This window comes from Stenotrophomonas sp. CC22-02, assembly GCF_004365115.1.
GTDB lineage: Bacteria > Pseudomonadota > Gammaproteobacteria > Xanthomonadales > Xanthomonadaceae > Stenotrophomonas > Stenotrophomonas forensis.
Genome location: NZ_SOCO01000001.1, coordinates 344,094 through 360,608 on the forward strand (window position 1 = coordinate 344,094; position 16,515 = coordinate 360,608).

Annotated in this window: 19 protein-coding genes; 10 read left to right on the forward strand and 9 right to left on the reverse strand. The window is 67.5% G+C overall.

The window, feature by feature from the left end:
- Positions 1-24 precede the first annotated feature (24 nt).
- From N440_RS01515 to N440_RS01525, 3 genes are read right to left on the reverse strand one after another with little or no spacing between them, the layout of a single operon-like run.
- Positions 25-486 carry a DUF3106 domain-containing protein gene (locus N440_RS01515; RefSeq protein WP_133933876.1) on the reverse strand — a complete coding sequence of 154 codons (462 nt, stop codon included), beginning with the start codon at positions 484-486 and terminating at the stop codon, positions 25-27.
- Positions 487-490: 4 nt separating this feature from the next.
- A complete protein-coding gene (locus N440_RS01520; RefSeq protein ID WP_133933877.1) occupies positions 491-817 on the reverse strand; it encodes a hypothetical protein in 327 nt (108 codons plus the stop codon).
- On the reverse strand, positions 814-1,398 hold the full coding sequence (locus N440_RS01525; protein ID WP_133933878.1) for an RNA polymerase sigma factor: 585 nt from the start codon (positions 1,396-1,398) through the stop codon (positions 814-816). Before N440_RS01525 ends, N440_RS01520 begins: the two co-directional genes overlap by 4 nt.
- Positions 1,399-1,496: 98 nt before the next feature.
- On the opposite strand from N440_RS01525, the gene N440_RS01530 reads away from it, so the two are divergent.
- Both N440_RS01530 and N440_RS01535 read left to right on the forward strand, forming a co-directional pair.
- Positions 1,497-1,817 (forward strand): NAD(P) transhydrogenase subunit alpha, encoded by a 321-nt coding sequence (locus N440_RS01530; RefSeq protein WP_049457539.1) that lies wholly within the window; start codon positions 1,497-1,499, stop codon positions 1,815-1,817.
- The gene (locus tag N440_RS01535) at positions 1,814-3,274 is read left to right on the forward strand and encodes an NAD(P)(+) transhydrogenase (Re/Si-specific) subunit beta (RefSeq protein WP_133933879.1); all 1,461 of its coding nucleotides are present in this window, start codon (positions 1,814-1,816) and stop codon (positions 3,272-3,274) included. The genes N440_RS01530 and N440_RS01535 overlap by 4 nt, the downstream gene beginning before the upstream one ends.
- Positions 3,275-3,365: 91 nt before the next feature.
- On the opposite strand, the gene N440_RS01540 is transcribed toward N440_RS01535, so the two are convergent.
- Positions 3,366-3,785, reverse strand: coding sequence for a hypothetical protein (locus tag N440_RS01540; RefSeq protein ID WP_133933880.1), 420 nt, complete (start codon positions 3,783-3,785; stop codon positions 3,366-3,368).
- 122 nt (positions 3,786-3,907) lie between these two features.
- Between N440_RS01540 and sufT the strand changes: the two genes are divergently transcribed.
- The 6 genes from sufT (at position 3,908) to N440_RS01570 (ending at position 9,913) form a co-directional block, all read left to right on the forward strand.
- Entirely contained in the window at positions 3,908-4,459 is a 552-nt protein-coding gene (sufT, locus tag N440_RS01545; protein ID WP_004144911.1) for a putative Fe-S cluster assembly protein SufT, read from the forward strand.
- 59 nt (positions 4,460-4,518) lie between these two features.
- Positions 4,519-5,613 carry a branched-chain amino acid aminotransferase gene (locus N440_RS01550; RefSeq protein ID WP_004154341.1) on the forward strand — a complete coding sequence of 365 codons (1,095 nt, stop codon included), beginning with the start codon at positions 4,519-4,521 and terminating at the stop codon, positions 5,611-5,613.
- 169 nt (positions 5,614-5,782) lie between these two features.
- On the forward strand, positions 5,783-6,439 hold the full coding sequence (locus N440_RS01555; protein ID WP_133933881.1) for a hypothetical protein: 657 nt from the start codon (positions 5,783-5,785) through the stop codon (positions 6,437-6,439).
- A complete protein-coding gene (locus tag N440_RS01560) occupies positions 6,436-6,771 on the forward strand; it encodes a transcriptional regulator (protein WP_004154344.1) in 336 nt (111 codons plus the stop codon). Before N440_RS01555 ends, N440_RS01560 begins: the two co-directional genes overlap by 4 nt.
- A gap of 1 nt (position 6,772) precedes the next feature.
- On the forward strand, positions 6,773-7,795 hold the full coding sequence (locus N440_RS01565) for a M23 family metallopeptidase (protein ID WP_133933882.1): 1,023 nt from the start codon (positions 6,773-6,775) through the stop codon (positions 7,793-7,795).
- Between the two features lie 378 nt (positions 7,796-8,173).
- Positions 8,174-9,913, forward strand: a complete 1,740-nt coding sequence (locus tag N440_RS01570) for a S8 family peptidase (RefSeq protein ID WP_133933883.1) — start codon at positions 8,174-8,176, stop codon at positions 9,911-9,913.
- A gap of 146 nt (positions 9,914-10,059) precedes the next feature.
- Here the strand turns inward: N440_RS01570 and N440_RS01575 are convergent, their stop codons facing one another.
- From N440_RS01575 to wrbA, 3 genes are all read right to left on the reverse strand, one after another.
- Positions 10,060-10,545, reverse strand: a complete 486-nt coding sequence (locus N440_RS01575) for an asparaginase domain-containing protein (RefSeq protein ID WP_133933884.1) — start codon at positions 10,543-10,545, stop codon at positions 10,060-10,062.
- A gap of 79 nt (positions 10,546-10,624) precedes the next feature.
- Complete coding sequence (locus N440_RS01580; RefSeq protein WP_049457528.1) at positions 10,625-10,960, reverse strand: DUF2069 domain-containing protein; 336 nt, start codon at positions 10,958-10,960, stop codon at positions 10,625-10,627.
- The gene (gene wrbA / locus N440_RS01585; protein ID WP_012510135.1) at positions 10,957-11,550 is read right to left on the reverse strand and encodes an NAD(P)H:quinone oxidoreductase; all 594 of its coding nucleotides are present in this window, start codon (positions 11,548-11,550) and stop codon (positions 10,957-10,959) included. The genes N440_RS01580 and wrbA overlap by 4 nt, the downstream gene beginning before the upstream one ends.
- 77 nt (positions 11,551-11,627) lie before the next feature.
- Here wrbA and N440_RS01590 point away from each other — a divergent pair, with 77 nt between their 5' ends.
- Both N440_RS01590 and N440_RS01595 read left to right on the forward strand, forming a co-directional pair.
- A complete protein-coding gene (locus N440_RS01590) occupies positions 11,628-12,902 on the forward strand; it encodes a YihY family inner membrane protein (protein WP_004154462.1) in 1,275 nt (424 codons plus the stop codon).
- A complete protein-coding gene (locus N440_RS01595; RefSeq protein ID WP_133933885.1) occupies positions 12,899-13,471 on the forward strand; it encodes a TlpA disulfide reductase family protein in 573 nt (190 codons plus the stop codon). Before N440_RS01590 ends, N440_RS01595 begins: the two co-directional genes overlap by 4 nt.
- A 508-nt stretch (positions 13,472-13,979) precedes the next feature.
- On the opposite strand, the gene ppk2 is transcribed toward N440_RS01595, so the two are convergent.
- Both ppk2 and N440_RS01610 read right to left on the reverse strand, forming a co-directional pair.
- Positions 13,980-14,762, reverse strand: coding sequence for a polyphosphate kinase 2 (gene ppk2 / locus N440_RS01605; protein ID WP_133933887.1), 783 nt, complete (start codon positions 14,760-14,762; stop codon positions 13,980-13,982).
- A 46-nt stretch (positions 14,763-14,808) separates the two neighbouring features.
- Entirely contained in the window at positions 14,809-16,515 is a 1,707-nt protein-coding gene (locus N440_RS01610) for a tetratricopeptide repeat protein (RefSeq protein WP_133933888.1), read from the reverse strand.

Genomic DNA, 16,515 nt, shown 5'->3' on the forward strand with positions numbered 1-16,515 from the left:
TCTACAAAGGGTTGAACGCTGCCTTTACCGCGGCTTCGCCGGCGGCGGGTTGTCGCGGACCCAGTCCTTGCGTTGTTCCGGCGTCATCTGCGACCAGCGCTCACGCAGGGCTTCGCGCTGCTCAGGTGGCATGTCGCGCATCTGCCCGAACAGGGCACGCGCCTGCTCGCGCTGTTCCGGGCTCATGTGCTCGAAGCGGCGCAGGCCGCGGCGGGCCTTGTCGCGCTCCTCCGGGCTCATCGACTGCCAGCGCTGGCCGTGCGAGAGCATGCGCTGGCGCTGGCCGGCATCGGCGCCGTTCCAGCGGTCGCGCAGCGGTGCCAGCAGGGATTCGCGCTGGGCTTCACTCAGCTGTTCCCACGCTGGCAGGGGCGTGGCCGGCAGGGGGCGCGCGGCAGGCGTGTGCGCGGCGCTCTGCGCCAGCGCCGGGACGGCCGGCAGCAGCGACAGGGTCAGCAACAGCGGCAGGATGTTCAATCGGGGCATGGTTTCACTCCATCGCCAGGTCGGTATCGCCCAGCCACAGGTACAGATCGGGATTTTCGTCGTACAGCGCGCTGTTGTCTTCCACCGAGGTCAGCACCGGAGCCGGCGCGGGGCCCGTCACGGGGCCGTGGCCGCTGAACTGCAGGCCGATACCCAGGGCCACCACCAGCGAACAGGCACTGGCCAGCCACCAGCGCCAGCGCCCGCGATGGGCCGCCGTGGCGCCGTAGCGGGCCAGGCGCAACCGGGCCAGCGTGGCCGGCGACAGCGCCTGCAGCGACTGCGCGTGCAGGCTGCGCAGGGTGTCATCGGAGGGCAGGGAGCGGTTCACGGGTGGGTCTCCAGGTAGTCCTGCAGCGCCTGCCGGGCGCGTGCCAGATGGGTTTTTACCGCGCCTTCGCTGCAGCCCATGGCGCGGGCGGTGGTGGCCCCGTCCAGATCCTGCAGCACGCGCAGGGTGAAAGCCTCGCGCTGGCGCGCAGGCAGCGTGCGCAGTGCCTGCACCAGCTGCTGGTACTGCTGGCGCTGCTCGTGCGCCTGCGCCGGGTCCGGGCCGGGGTCGGCCCAGTCGATCTCGCCACCGTCGGCGTCCTGGTTGTCGCGCCAGAACGGCAGGCGGAAGCGGCGCCGGCGCTGCAGGTCGATCACGCGCCGGCGCAGGATGCTCCAGAACAGCGGCGCCCACTCGGCGACCGGCTTGTCGGCATAGTCCAGCATGCGCATCAGTGCGTCCTGCACCGCATCCATGGCGTCTTCGCGCTGGCGCAGGCCGGCCTCGGCGAAGCGGAATGCACGCGGGCCGACGCTGGCCAGGAACGCTTCCAGCGACGCCGGCAGGGCATCGGTCTCGGCGCTCGGGGGGACGGGGCTGCTCACCAGCACAGGGTACGGTTCCTCGCTCGGGGTCACCATCGACAACGCGTGAGCGCAGCTTCGGTTGACCCGGAGTACGCGCCGGGTTCAGCCCGTGGTTATGATGGGCCGACGAAGACAGAGCGGGAGCGTTGCCAGTGAGTGACGGGTTCGTAGCGCTGTACATCTTCATGCTGGCGGCCATTGCCGGCCACGTGATCATTTCGCGGGTGCCGGTGATCCTGCATACCCCGCTGATGTCGGGTTCCAACTTCATCCACGGCATCGTGCTGATCGGTGCGATGGTGGTGCTGGGGCATGCGCAGACGCCGCTGGAAAAAGCGCTGGGCTTCCTCGCCGTGGTGCTCGGTGCCGGCAACGCCGCCGGTGGCTACGTGGTCACCGCGCGTATGCTTGAGATGTTCAAGCCGAGCGCGCCCAAGGGTGGCAAGGACCAACCGAAGGAGCCACAGGCTTGAACATCAGCACCGTCGAACTGCTCGACTGGCTGGTCAAGGCCAGCTACCTCGTCGCCGCTACGCTGTTCCTGCTGGGCCTGCAGCGCATGGCCTCGCCGCTGACCGCACGCAGCGGCATCCGCTGGGCCGGGCTGGGCATGCTGCTGGCCACGGTGGCGACCTTCTTCCTGCCCGAACTGCACAACGTGCCGTTGATCCTGGTGGCGCTGCTGCTCGGCGCGGGCCTGGCCTGGTGGTCGGCCGGCAAGGTCGCCATCACCGACATGCCGCAGATGGTCGCGCTGTACAACGGCATGGGTGGCGGTTCGGCGGCGGCCATCGGTGCGGTGGAGCTGCTGCGCTATGCCTTCCTGGCACATCGCGATACCAGCCACTGGAGCGAGCAGGCACTGGCCGACCTGGCCGCGCGCCAGCCGTCGGGCACGGTGTTGCTGCTGGCGGTGGTCGGCGCAGCGATCGGCGCGGTGTCACTGTCCGGCTCGGTGATCGCCTGGGCCAAGCTGGATGGCCGCCTCGACAAGCGGGTGACCTGGCCGGGCCAGCAAGTGATGAACCTGGTGGTGGCACTGGCGGTGGTGGTGCTGGCGATCATCGCCGCCAGCACGCTCAGCACCTGGGCGATCGTCGCCTTCTTCGTGCTGGCGCTGGCGCTGGGCGTGTTGATGACGCTGCCGATCGGTGGCGCCGACATGCCGGTGGTGATCTCGCTGTACAACGCGTTCACCGGCCTGGCGGTGTCGTTCGAAGGCTATGTGCTGGGCAACGAGGCGCTGATCATTGCCGGCATGATGGTCGGTGCGGCAGGCATCCTGCTGACGCGGTTGATGGCCAAGGCGATGAACCGGCCGATCCGCAATGTGCTGTTCTCCAACTTCGGTGGTGGTGCCGGCGGTGAAGCACAGGCGATCTCCGGTTCGCAGAAGCCGATCGATGCGGCCGACGTGGCCGCGATGATGGCCTTCGCCGAGCGCGTGGTGATCGTGCCCGGCTACGGCATGGCGGTCGCGCAGGCGCAGCACAAGATCTGGGAACTGGCGCAGCGGCTGGGCCAGCGCGGGGTGAAGGTGAAGTTCGCCATCCACCCGGTGGCGGGGCGCATGCCCGGGCACATGAACGTGCTGCTGGCCGAGGCCGGCGTGCCCTACGACATGATCGCCGACATGGATGACATCAACCCGGAGTTCGCCAACACCGACGTGGTGCTGGTGATCGGTGCCAACGACGTGGTCAATCCGGTCGCGCGTACCGATCCGGCCAGCCCGATCTACGGCATGCCGGTGCTGGACGTGGTCAACGCGCGCAATGTGGTGGTGATCAAGCGCGGCAAGGGTACGGGCTTTGCCGGCATCGAGAATGCGCTGTTCTACGCCGACAACACCCGCATGCTGTACGGCGATGGTGCTGAAGCGGCGGCCTCACTGGTAAGTGAACTGAAGGCGCTCGACGGCGGGCATTGAAGGCCGGGGGCGGATCCGCGGGGGGCGGTAGGTGCGGACCTTGGTCCGCACGTTTCTGCGGGCCAGCGGCCGGCACTACCTGTGGGTGGGATCAGCGCGCCAGCCAGCCGCCGACGACCACGGCCACGGCCAGCCACAGCCATTCCATCGCGCCATTGGCCAGGGTGATCAGGGTCCAGGCCAGGTGCGGGCCCATGCGCAGGCTGGCGTCCCACAGGCCCAGCCCGATCGAACCGCCCATCCAGGCACTGGCGATGGTCCAGTTGGCCACGGCGGCGACCAGCAGCGTGCCCAGCACGACCAGCGCGATGCGCAGGCGACCCGGCCCCAGCGTGCCCATGCGCAGCATGAACACCAGTTCCAGCGCGGTCAGTACCGCCATCCAGCCGACCTGCCGACCGGTCATCAGCGCCAGCACCATCCAGGCAAGGGGAGCAACAACCAGACCCAGCAACAGCATGAAGGGCCAGAGCCAGGTCACGGTCCTGGCACGCGCGGCATTGGAGGACATCGAAGCTCCCAGAAGGTCGCCCACAGGATACTGTGGTTTGCCGCAGTGCACCGGCGGTGGCAGGACGGCTGGGCTAGAATGCCGTCTTGCGTGGCCTCGGCCGCGGCCCCATATCGGTCCCCATGTATTCCCGTAGCAGCGAACCTGTCCACTTCGAACGCGATTGCGAGGCCGTGATGGTCCCGCAGGGCGATACCGTGACCCTGCCCGCCGGCAGCTATGGGTACATCACCCAGGCGTTGGGCGGCAGTTACTCGGTGTTCGTCGAGGGCAACCTGTTCCGCATCGCCGGCAAGGACGGCGACGCCATCGGCAAGGAGGCCCCGGCACCGCTGGAGCTGCCCGCCGATGCCACCGATGAACAGGTGGAACAGCTGGTGTGGCAGCAGCTTCGCACCTGCTTCGACCCGGAAATTCCGGTGAACATCGTCGAACTGGGCCTGGTCTACGAAGTCGAGATCAAGCACCTGGACGAAGGCCAGCGCGAGATCGACGTGAAGATGACCCTGACCGCACCGGCCTGCGGCATGGGTGACATCCTGGTCGATGATGTGCGCAGCAAGCTTGAAATGATCCCGACGGTGGCCGAGGCCGACGTCGAGCTGGTGTTCGACCCGCCGTGGAACCAGCACATGATGTCCGAAGCGGCGCGGCTCGAGACCGGCATGCTTTGACCCACGGCCCGCAGCGACGCGGGCCCGGCACTACCCGCAACCAGAACAGGAAATCTCCGGTGTCCCAGTCCATTCCCAGCTTCGCCGTCACCCGTTCGGACCACCCGCGCAGCGCTGAAGAGCGCGCCCAGATCCTGGAGAAGCCGGGCTTCGGCCTGCACTTCACCGATCACATGGTGGAAGTGCGCTGGGACAAGGACGCCGGCTGGCACAACGCCAACGTGCGCGCCTACGGCCCGCTGCAGCTGGACCCGGCTGCAGCCGTGCTGCACTACGGCCAGGAAATCTTCGAAGGCATCAAGGCCTACCGCCACGCCGACGGTTCGATCTGGACCTTCCGCCCGGATGCCAACGGCCGTCGCCTGCAGCGTTCGGCGCAGCGCCTGGCGCTGCCGGAACTGCCGGTGGAGATCTTCGTCGAATCGCTGAAGCAGCTGATCGCGGTGGACAGCGCCTGGGTGCCGTCGGCCGACGAGTCCAGCCTGTACTTCCGTCCGTTCATGATCGGCGACGAAGCCTTCCTCGGCGTGCGTGGCGCGCACAAGGCCGGCTACTACGTCATCGCCAGCCCGGCCGGCCCGTACTTCGCCAAGGGCGTCGCCCCGGTGTCGATCTGGCTGTCCACCGAGTATGCCCGTGCGGCCAAGGGTGGCACCGGTGCCGCCAAGTGCGGTGGCAACTACGCCGCCTCGCTGCTGCCGCAGCAGAAGGCGCAGGCCCAGGGTTGCTCGCAGGTGCTGTTCCTCGACCCGGTCGAAGGCAAGTACCTGGAAGAACTGGGCGGCATGAACGTGTTCCTGGTCTACAAGGACGGCACGCTGGTCACCCCGGAACTGTCCGGCAGCATCCTCGAGGGCATCACCCGCGAGAGCATCCTGCAGCTGGCGCGCGACCGCGGCATGAAGGTCGAAGAGCGCAAGGTCAGCATCGACGAGTGGAAGGACGGCGTGGCGTCCGGTGCGATCAGCGAAGTGTTCGCCTGCGGCACGGCGGCGGTGGTTACCCCGATCGGCCAGCTGAAGGGCGAGGGCTTCTCGGTCGGCGACATCAACGCCCCGGCCGGCGAAGTGACCATGTCGCTTCGCAAGGAACTGACCGACATCCAGTACGGCCGTCTGCCGGACCGCCACAACTGGCTGGTCAAGCTGGGTTGATTGCCCGCACCGAACGATAGCGTCGAGCCAGGCTCGACCGCGTTTCCGGAAAGCCCGTCCCCGTGACGGGCTTTCTGCGTTATGGGGCCACCGGATCGCCGCCGGAAGTGGTTGACGCAAATAGGTTTGCATTGCAAACTTAATCCACGCGCCCCCGATGGAGCATGTCATGCAGCAGCCGTCCGTCATCGACCCTTCCTCGCGCCTGCAGGCGCTGACCCGTGAATACTCGCGGTACTCGCGAAGCGCCGGCGGCCTGTCGGCGATGGCCGGTGGCGTTGCCTGCCTGGCCTCTTTCCTGGCCGGCGCCCTGTTGCCGACCACCCTGGCGTTGCGCATCGTGCTGATCGCCATGCCCGTGCTGTGGATCGTCGGCAAGCAGTGGCTTGCGCGCCGCTATTACCAGCGGCTGGGCCAGGTCGAGGAGCAGGTCACGCCGGTCGAGCGCAATTTCCAGCGATTCTTCATCGCCTTCACCGCGCTGGTGAGCGTGCTGGTGGTCGGCAGCGTGCTGACCCGCCTGGCCCCGATGGGGGAGCGGCCCTGGGACCTGCGCGCACTCGGCTACCTCGGGGTGGTGGCGATGCTGCCCTGGGTGGTGTGGCGTTGGCTGCGTACTCCCCTGGAGTTCATCGTGGGCGTGTTCCTGATGTGCCAGGCCGCGCTGGCCTTCACCGGGCAGACCTATGGGTTCGGGCCGAGCACCGCCGTGTTCCCGCTGGCGTCCATCGCGCTGATCGTCGTCGGCTGGCATGATCACCAGCGCTTCCTCCGGCTGCAGGCCGAGATGCGCATGTTCATGGCGGGGCGGGCACACCCCGAATGAGCAGATTGCCTGATGCCCGCACGCTGCTGCAGCTTGATCGCCTGATCCACGAACCGGCACGCCTGCTGATCCTGTCGATCCTGGCCGGCGCCGAATCTGCCGAGTTCGGTTTCGTCGAGCATCTCAGTGGACTGAGCAAGGGCAACCTGTCCAGCCATCTGAGCAAGCTCGAAGCGGCCGGGCTGGTTGCCATCGACAAGACGTTCCGGGGCAAGCGTCCCCTGACCACCCTGCAGCTGACTCCGGTTGGGCGCCAGGCCCTTACCGAGTACCGCACGCAGCTGGCGGCGATCGTCGCCGGTATTCCCGTTCCAGATCGCAAGGAGCCCTGACATGACATTGCTTCCACGCCTGATTGCAGTTCTGGTTCTCGCCCTTCCAGCCTTCGGCGGCAGCGCCGCGACGAGCGATCCGCGCCAGCAGGGGGCGGCGTTGACCACGCAGTTCTACGAGGGACACATCGACGCCCTGTGGGAGCGGATGACGCCGCAGATGCAGGCGGCGCTGCAGTCCAGGCAGAACCTGGTGGCCCTGCGCGAGCAGGTGATCTCCGGCTGGGGTGCGGAAACGGAAGTGGTCAGCGAGAAGGTTGGCAGCGCTGACGGAAACGACACCTATCTGCGCCAGGCTCGTTTCGAGAAGCGTCCGGGCATCGTCCAGATGCTGTGGGCACTCGACGCCGAGGGGCGGATCAGCGGCTTTTATATCCGCCCCGAACAGTCCTCGCCCCCACAGGCCGCGGCCAGCCGGTACCTTGACTACACCACCCGCACGCGGCTGCAACTGCCGTTCGCCGACGAGTTCTTCGTGTTCTGGGGTGGGCGCAGCATCGAGCAGAACTACCATGCAGCCCACGCAGGCCAGCGCTTCGCGCTGGACCTGCTGATGGTCCGCGAGGGGCGGTCGCACCGCGGCGACGGGCTGCGCAATGAAGACTACTTCTGCTTCGGTCGCCCGATCCTCGCGCCTGCCGACGGCACCGTGGTGGAGGCGCTCGACAATGTTGCCGACAACGTGCCCGGCCAGATGAATGCGGCGCAGCTCACCGGCAACCGGGTCATCCTCGACCACGGCAATGACGAGTACTCGGTGCTGGCGCACCTGCGGCAGGGCAGCGTGCGCGTCGCACGGGGGCAGAGGGTCCGCAGCGGAGCGCATCTGGCCGACTGTGGCAACAGCGGCAATTCCTCCGAGCCGCACCTGCATTACCAGCTGCAGGCAGGGCCTGCATTCGGTGTTGGCGCGGCGCTGCCTGCGCAGTTCTCCGATTACCTGGCCGATGGCCAGCCCGTCGCGCGCGGTGAGCCGGTCAAAGGGCAGCAGATCCGTCCTGCCGGTGCTGCGCAGGCGCAGTAGCGCTGTTCCCCGAAGCGCACGCGTGACGGCCGTTCCGATGCCGGGCGGCCGTCGTCGTTGGTGAGCGGACGCCGATGTCGGCAAAGTCATGCGTGGACATGACATCCCCCAGTCAGGGCTGTGCAGGGCGCGCGAAAGTTCCTTCACCTTCACAAACCCTCGACCCGGAAAGTCTCAGATCAGACATTTCATCTTGCTGAAAAGACGCTGAAAATCTTGTGGTGTCCGGTTTTGGTCATTAGCGTCATCTGCACGGCGGATCAAAAGGGGGATCCGCTGACTCGCCGGACTTCGAACCTCGCCAACGCAAGCCAGCCCATGGTTCGGGCCGGTGCTTCTGCCGATTCCGGCATTCACACCACTAGAAAGGGAAATACGATGTCCCAGGTAACGCAACCGCGTGTGCGTCGAGTGTGGGTGGTCCTTGGTGCGTCCGTTCTGTCATCGCTGCTGCTGGCCACGCCTGCGCTGGCCGGTGACGTCCAGCTCAGCGGCCTGCAGTCCGCGCCGACGCACCAGCGCTTCATCGTGAAGTACCGTGACGGCAGTGCGCCGGTGGCCAATACCACCGCACTGGCTTCCTCGCTGAAGACGGCTGCCGCCGGCCTCGCCAGCAGCCAGGGCCGCGCGCTGGGCCTGCAGGAAGTGCGCAAGCTGGCCGTCGGCCCGACCGTGGTCAGGACCGATCGTCCGCTCGACCAGGCCGAATCCGAGCTGCTGATGCGCAAGCTGGCCGCCGACCCGAACGTGGAGTACGTCGAGGTCGACCAGATCATGCGCGCCACGCTGACGCCGAACGACACCCGCTTCAGCGAGCAGTGGGGCTTTGGCACCTCCAATGCCGGCATCAACATCCAGCCGGCCTGGGACAAGTCCACTGGCACCGGTGTGGTGGTGGCGGTGATCGACACCGGCATCACCAATCATCCGGATCTGAATGCCAACATCCTGCCCGGCTACGACTTCATCAGCGACGCCGCGATGGCGCGCGATGGCGGTGGCCGCGACAGCAATCCGAATGACGAAGGCGACTGGTACGGCGCCAACGAGTGCGGCTCGGGCATTCCGGCCTCCAACTCCAGCTGGCACGGCACCCACGTCGCCGGCACGGTGGCGGCGGTGACCAACAACAGCACCGGCGTGGCCGGCACCGCGTTCAACGCCAAGGTCGTGCCGGTACGCGTGCTCGGCAAGTGCGGCGGCTACACCTCCGACATCGCCGATGCGATCGTGTGGGCCTCCGGCGGCACTGTCAGTGGCGTGCCGGCCAACGCCAATCCGGCCGAGGTCATCAACCTCTCGCTAGGCGGCGGCGGCAGCTGCTCGACCACCTACCAGAATGCGATCAATGGTGCGGTTGGCCGCGGTACCACCGTGGTGGTGGCCGCCGGCAACAGCAACACCAACGTGTCCTCGTCGGTGCCGGCCAACTGCCCGAACGTGATCGCGGTGGCGGCCACCACCTCGGCCGGTGCGCGTGCCAGCTTCTCCAACTACGGCGCCGGCATCGACATCTCGGCCCCGGGCCAGAGCATCCTGTCCACCCTCAACACCGGCACCACCACCCCGGGCAGCGCCACCTATGCGTCCTACAACGGCACCTCGATGGCGGCGCCGCACGTGGCCGGCGTGGTTGCGCTGATGCAGGCGGTCGCGCCGAGCCCGCTGAGCCCCGCGCAGGTTGAAAGCATCATCAAGAGCACCGCACGTCCGTTGCCGGGTGCATGCTCGGGTGGTTGCGGTGCCGGCATCATCGACGCCAATGCTGCGGTCGCTGCGGCCATCAACGGTGGCACCCCGAACCCGGGTGGCAACGTGCTGCAGAACAATGTGCCGGTGACCGGCCTGGGTGCTGCGACCGGTGCCGAGCTGAACTACACCGTCGCGGTTCCGGCTGGCAGCACGCAGCTGCGCGTGGCGATCAGTGGCGGCAGCGGCGATGCCGACCTGTATGTGCGCCAGGGCAGTGCCCCGACCGATACCACCTACACCTGCCGCCCGTACCTGAGTGGCAACAGTGAGACCTGCACCATCAACAGCCCGGCTGCCGGCACCTGGTATGTGCGGGTGAAGGCGTACAGCACCTTCTCGGGCCTGACCCTGAACGCGCAGTACTGAGCCCAAGTCCCTCTCCATGGGCACGCCCCGGCTTCGGCCGGGGCGTTTTCTCTTTGGGTGGGTGCCGACCTTCGGTTGCCGAGCATCGCTCGGCACTACAAGGGCAGGGCTTTGGTGGGTGCCGACCTTGGTCGGCACGCCGTTCCTCAGACCGCCTCGAAGCGGTTCGCCGCCACGTTCTTGCGCACGTGCTGCGGATCAAAGATCCGCCCGTTCATCGCGATGTACACGCCGGTCGGCAGCGACTGCACCGCGCCGATCGCACAGCCGATGTTGAACTCCGCATCCGAGCCGCGGAAACGGGCCGGGCTCAGTGCGCCGGTCATCACGATGGTCTTGTCCGGGATCGTCGCCAGCACCTTGCCGGTCTGCACCATCGAATCGGTACCGTGGGTCACCAGCACGTGGCGGGTTGGCTGCGCGGCGATGGTGGCGCGGATCAGCTCGCGGTCCTCATCGTTGATGTGCAGCGAGTCCTTGCGCAGGATCGGAATCACGTTGAAACGGAAGGTCACGCCCAGCTCGCGCAGGATCATGCCGATCTGCGGATCGCCGATCTGGTAGTCCGACTTGTCGTCGAAGTAGATCTTGTCGATCGTGCCGCCGGTGGTGACGACCAGGAGCTCTTCCATCATGTGCATGCGCGAAACCAGGACAGGTACAGCGGCGCGGGGCCAGGAACACAGATGATACGGCCCGGCGGCCGCAGCGTCAGCGTCGCTTGCCGAAGCGGGCGCGCAGCCCCGGCAGGCTGGCGCTGAAGATCACCAGCAGGGCCAGGCCGATCTCGATCAGCGCCAGCCAGCGTGTTTCCGGGTGGCTCCATGCACTCATCACGCCGTGGCTGAACCAGCCCAGGGCCAATACCGAGGCCCAGAAGCCGGCTTTGCGCCAGCCCAGCCGCAGCGCAAAGGCCAGCGCCAGCGGCGGCGCGGTGAACACCAGCTGGGTGGCCAGCCAGTGCTTGTCATTGATGAACCAGCCTGCGAACAGCGCAGCCAGCCCCATCAGGGCCAACAGCAGGACCGTGCGCGGCGGCCGGTTCATCGGGCCAACCGCTGCGCGATGTCGGCCACCCGGCGGCCCAGCGCGCGGGCCAGCACGGCCTCGTCGTCGGTCGGTTGCGGGTCGTCGGCGGCACCGGCCACATGGCTTGCACCGTACGGCGTGCCGCCACTGGTGGTATGGCTCAGCGCCGGCTCGGTGAACGGGATGCCGACAATCACGCAGCCGTGGTGCAGCAGCGGGACCTGCATCGACAGCAGGGTCGACTCCTGGCCGCCATGCATCGAGGCGGTCGAGGTGAATACCCCGGCCGGCTTGCCCGACAGCGTGCCATTGACCCATTCGGCGCCCAGACCATCGAGGAAGTGCTTCACCGGCGCGGCCATGTTGCCGAATCGGGTCGGGCTGCCGAGCAGCAGGCCCTGGCACTCGACCAGATCCTGCACGCTCACGTAGGGGGCGCCATCGTCGGGTACCGGCGGCTGCGCGGTCTGGGTTACCGCGGCCACCGGCGGCACCGTGCGCAGGCGCGCGGTCATCCCCGGCACCTCGCCGATGCCCCGCGCGATCTGGCGCGCCAGCCGTGCCACCGAACCGCCCCGGCTGTAGTACAGCACCAGAATCTCGCCCATCGTGCCCGCTTCTCCTCGTCGTCTGGCCACCAGTATGGCTATCCTGCGAGCATTCCGCATCGGGTACCCTTTCGCCGATGGAACCTTTGGATACGCTCAACCTGTGGATGGAGCGCGCGCGGGATCGCGCACGGGCCATCAGTTTCGGCCGCTTCCTGTGGCATCGCTTCCTCGACGACCGCCTGTTCCAGGCAGCGGCGGCGCTGGCGTACACCACGGTGTTCGCGCTGGTGCCGCTGGCGATCGTGGTGTTCGGCGTGCTCTCGGCCTTCCCTGTCTTCGACCGCTGGAGCGACCAGCTCAGCGATTACGTCTTCTCCAACTTCGTACCCAACGCCGCACGTGCGGCCGAGGGCTACCTGCGGCAGTTCTCGGCCAGTGCCGGCCAGCTGACCGCGGCCGGCTTCATCGCGCTGGTGGTGTCGCTGCTGATCACCCTCAACAGTGTTGAAGAGACCTTCAACCAGATCTGGCGGGTCGGTTCGACCCGGCCCAAGCTGACCCGCTTCCTGGTCTACTGGACCGTACTGACCCTGGGCGCGATGCTGGCGGCCGCCTCGCTGGCGGTATCGGCGCGGGTGTTCGCGATGCCGCTGTTCGGCACACAGGAGGGCCGCTGGCTGGCCGAACTGGCACTACGGCTGGCACCGATCCTGATCGAGTTCGTGTGCATCACGCTGATGTTCCGGGTGGTGCCGCACCACACCGTGAAATGGCGGCACGCGGTGCCCGGCGCGATCCTGGCCGCGGTGATCCTGGAACTGGTGAAGTGGGGCATCGGCGCCTACCTGGGCAGCTTCCAGTCCTACCAGAAGCTGTATGGCACGGTCGCCTTCGTGCCGATCCTGCTGCTGTGGATCTACCTGTGCTGGGTGGCCGTGCTGCTGGGCGCGTCGTTGTCCTCGTCGATGGCCGCCTTCCGCTACCAGCCGGTGGAGCTGCGCCTGCCGCAGGGCTACGAGTTCTACGGCCTGCTGCGCCTGCTCGGCCGCTTCCACCATGCACGCTTGAAGGGCAGGGGCCTGGCCGATGATGAAATCCTGCGGCTGGAGCCGATGCTGACGGACTCCCTGCTGCATGACCTGGCCTGCAACCTGCAGGAGATCGGCCTGCTGCGCCGCGACGAGCAAGGCGAGTGGCTGCTGTCGCGAGACCTGGACCAGGTCAGCCTGGCCGACCTGTACGAATGCACCCAGCTGCGCATCCCGGTAGCCGAGCAGCACCTGCCGTACCGCGACGACAGCCTGGGCCGGGCCGCCCTGGCGGCACTGGACGACCTGCGACTGCCCCTGCGCGAACGCCTCAAGCGCAAGGTCAGCGATATCTATACTGATTCCGGAGACACGCCATGACCCGCAAGACCCCGTTGCTGCTGCTCCCGCTGGCCCTGGCGCTGGCCCTTGCCGCCTGCAAGCCGGCGCAGGAACCGACCCCGTCCAGCAGCCAGCCGCCGGCGCAGGCACCGGCACCGAGCACGCCTGCACCGGTCGAAGAGACCCCGGCCGAACGCACCACCGCCGAGTTCCCGACGCTGAAGATGAAGGCGGTGGATGGCAGCGACTACGACCTGGCCGCGCACCGCGGCAAGTGGGTGGTGGTGAATTTCTGGGCGACCTGGTGCGCGCCGTGCCGCAAGGAGATGCCGGAGCTGTCGGCGCTGCATGCGATGCGCAGCAACATCGAAGTGGTCGGCCTGGCGTATGAGGACATCGAAGCGCCGGAGATGCGGGCGTTCCTGACCAAGCATCCGGTGACCTATCCGATCGTGATCGTCGATCCGTTCGATCCGCCGGCCGATTTCGCCACACCGCGTGGCCTGCCGCTGACGCATCTCATCGATCCGCAGGGCAAGCTGGCGCACAGCTTCCTCGGCCCGGTGACGGCCGCCGACATCGAAAAGCAGATCGCCGCTGCCAGGTAGCGGGTGGATCGGCAGGGCCTGCGGCCCTGCACCCGCTGGATCAACGTCAACGTCAACGTCAAAAGCGCGCATTCCTTGGGATGGCGGGGTGGGTCCGGTTGCGGGAGACGCCGTAAACCCATCCATGGGGGCTTGGCCGCGGCATCCATGCCGCGGACACTCCCGCAACCGGACCCACCCCGCCTTCGACAGTTTCTCGCGACCTGCAGTAGATCCACGCCATGCGTGGATGCTCTTCATTCAACTGTCGAAATATTCGATTTTGATTGGGATTCATCCACACACAGAGTGGATCCATCAGATCGCAGAAATCTGTCAGAGGTGGGGCGGTGCCGGAGTGCGGGGTGTCCGCGGCATGGATGCCGCGGCCAAGCCCCCAGGGATGGGTTCACGGCGTCCCCGCACTCCGGCACCGCCCCGCCATCCCACGTAATGCCTGCTTCTGCTGTTGCTTCGGCCGTTGCTTTAAGGCTTCTGCAGGTGCAGGGCGCAGCCCTGCCGAACCACCTTATTCCTCGACCGGGAAATCCTCGATCGGCTTCAGCACATCGTAGTGCTCGCGATGCAGCTTGCCCTTCAGCTTCGGCAGGTCCGGCAACGGCGCATCCACCCGGGTGTCCGGCAACCGGTCCAGCAGGTTGCGCACCAGGGTCAGCCGGCCCAGCCGCTGGTCGTTGAAATCCACCAGCGTCCACGGTGCACCTTCGCGATGGGTCGCACGCAGCATCGCCTCGCGCGCTTCGGTATAGGCGCTGTACTTGCTACGCGACTTCAGGTCGACCGGCGACAGCTTCCAGCCCTTCAGTGGATCGATGTGGCGCTCGGCAAAGCGCTTTTCCTGCTGCGCCTGGTCCACGCACAGCCAGTACTTGAACAACAGGATGCCGTCGTCCACCAGCAGCTGTTCAAACACCGGCGCCTGGCGCAGGAACTGCTGGTACTCGGTCTCGCTGCAGTACCCCATCACCCGCTCGACGCCGGCGCGGTTGTACCAGCTGCGGTCCATCAGCACGATCTCGCCGGCGGCGGGAAGGTGCGATGCATAACGTTGGAAGTACCACTGCGTGGCTTCACGGTCGGTAGGCTTGGGCAAGGCCACCACCCGGCACTGGCGGGGGTTGAGATGCTGGCTGATGGCCTGGATCGCGCCACCCTTGCCGGCCGTATCCCTGCCTTCGAACAGCACCAGCAGGCGCTGGCCGCTGTGCTGCACCCAACGCGCCATCGCGGTCAGTTCCAGCTGCAGCGGCAGCAGCAGTTCGTCGTACTCCTTGCGCTTGAGCTTTGCCATCGTCACACCACGCGGGAAGGTAGCCCGAGCGTAGCGCAGGTGGCGCTCAGGTTCTGTCGACGCCGCGCCAGCCGTGCTCACTGGCCAGCCTCTGCAGCAGCGCTGACAGGTCGCGGGCGAACCCGCCCATGTCGAACAGGCCGCTGTGGCCGCGTGCCTGCGCCAGCTCGGCACGCAGCGTGGCCAGTGCCGCTGGGTCGTTGCCCAACGCACTGGCGGTGGCGATGAACGCTGCATCATCGGCGACGTTCATCTGGGCCAGGCCGAGATGGTGGTTGAGGCTGCCGGCTACGCGCGCGGCGAAGGTATCGCCAGGACAGGTCAACACCGGACAGCCGGCCCACAGCGCGTCGGACGCAGTGGTGTGCGCGTTGTACGGATGCGTGTCGAGGAACAGATCGGCCAGCTGATAGCGGGCCAGGTACTGCGGATGCGGCAGCTTGGCCATGAACACCAGGCGTGCCGGGTCCAGGCCCGCGTTCTGCGCAGCCGCCCGCAGGCGTGCATCGGCCTGGCCTGGGCCGGACAGCAGCCACAGCACGCTGCCAGGCACCGCCTGCAGTACGGCGAAGGCGCGGCCCATGCTGCGCGGGTTGAGCTTGTAGCTGTTGTTGAAGCAGCAGAACACCACGCCGCGTTCGGGCAGGCCGCACTCGGCACGCGTCGGTGCGGACTCCAGCACACGGGTGTTGTCCGAAGGCTGGAAGGCGCGCGGCAGGCGCAGCACGCGTTCGCTGTAGTGCGGTTCCAGTGATGGCGGAAGGGTGAAGTCATCACCGATCACTGCATCCATCCACGGCGCTCCAGACGTGCCCGGGTAGGCCAGCCAGTTCAGCTGCAGCGGGGCAGGGCGCATGGCCAGCACTTCCGGCGTGCCGCCGCCGCCCCAGCCGCGCAGGTCGAACAACAGGTCGATGCCTTGCCCGCGGATGCGGGTGGCCGTGTCGGCATGACGCAGGCCGGCCACGTCGTGCAGCTGCGTCGCCGCCTGCAGTCGTTGGCGGATGCGGCTGCCATCGTCGCGGTTCAGTGCGAACAGATGCAGCTGCAGCGCAGGGTCGTCGCGCAGCTGCTCGAGCAGGGCTACGGTCAGCAGCCCGGTGGGATGGGCGCCGAATCCGTTGGAGAGGAAACCCACCCGCAACGGGCCCCGGGTGCGCACCGTTACCGCTGGCAACGGTCGCGCCGAAGCGGCTACGGCAGATGCACGGGTGCGGGCACAGGCCAGCTGCTCGGCGGCGGAGGCGTCTTCGCTGAGGAAGGCGAATGGTTCGACCACACCTTGTCCGGAGGCGAGTGCACTGCGCACCTGCGCGGCCAGCGCGTCCACGTCCTGCCAGTCGCACAGGCGACGCTGCCAGGCCAGACGTTGTGCGGCGATGTACGGCTCGGACGGCATCAGTGCGTGCGCGCGTCGATACGCCGCCGCCGCGCCCTCGGCATCATCGGCATCTTCCAGCGCGTGGCCCAGCCACAGCGCGATGCCCGGGTGCTGCGGTGCCAGAGCGGCCGCCTGGCCAAGCAGCGTCGCGGCGTCGGCATGCGCGCCGGCCATCCATGCCACGCGGCCCAGGCGCGCCAGCGCTTCGGGATGGTTCGGGCGCAGCTGCAGCGCGCGTCGTGCGGCCTGTTCGCCGGCGGCGATGTCGCCGGCTTCCAGTTCCACGTCGGCCAGCATCACCCAGGCGACGAAATCGCCGGGCTGGCGTGCGATCGCCTGCTGCAGGTGCTGTCGCTGCTGCCAGGCCGACAT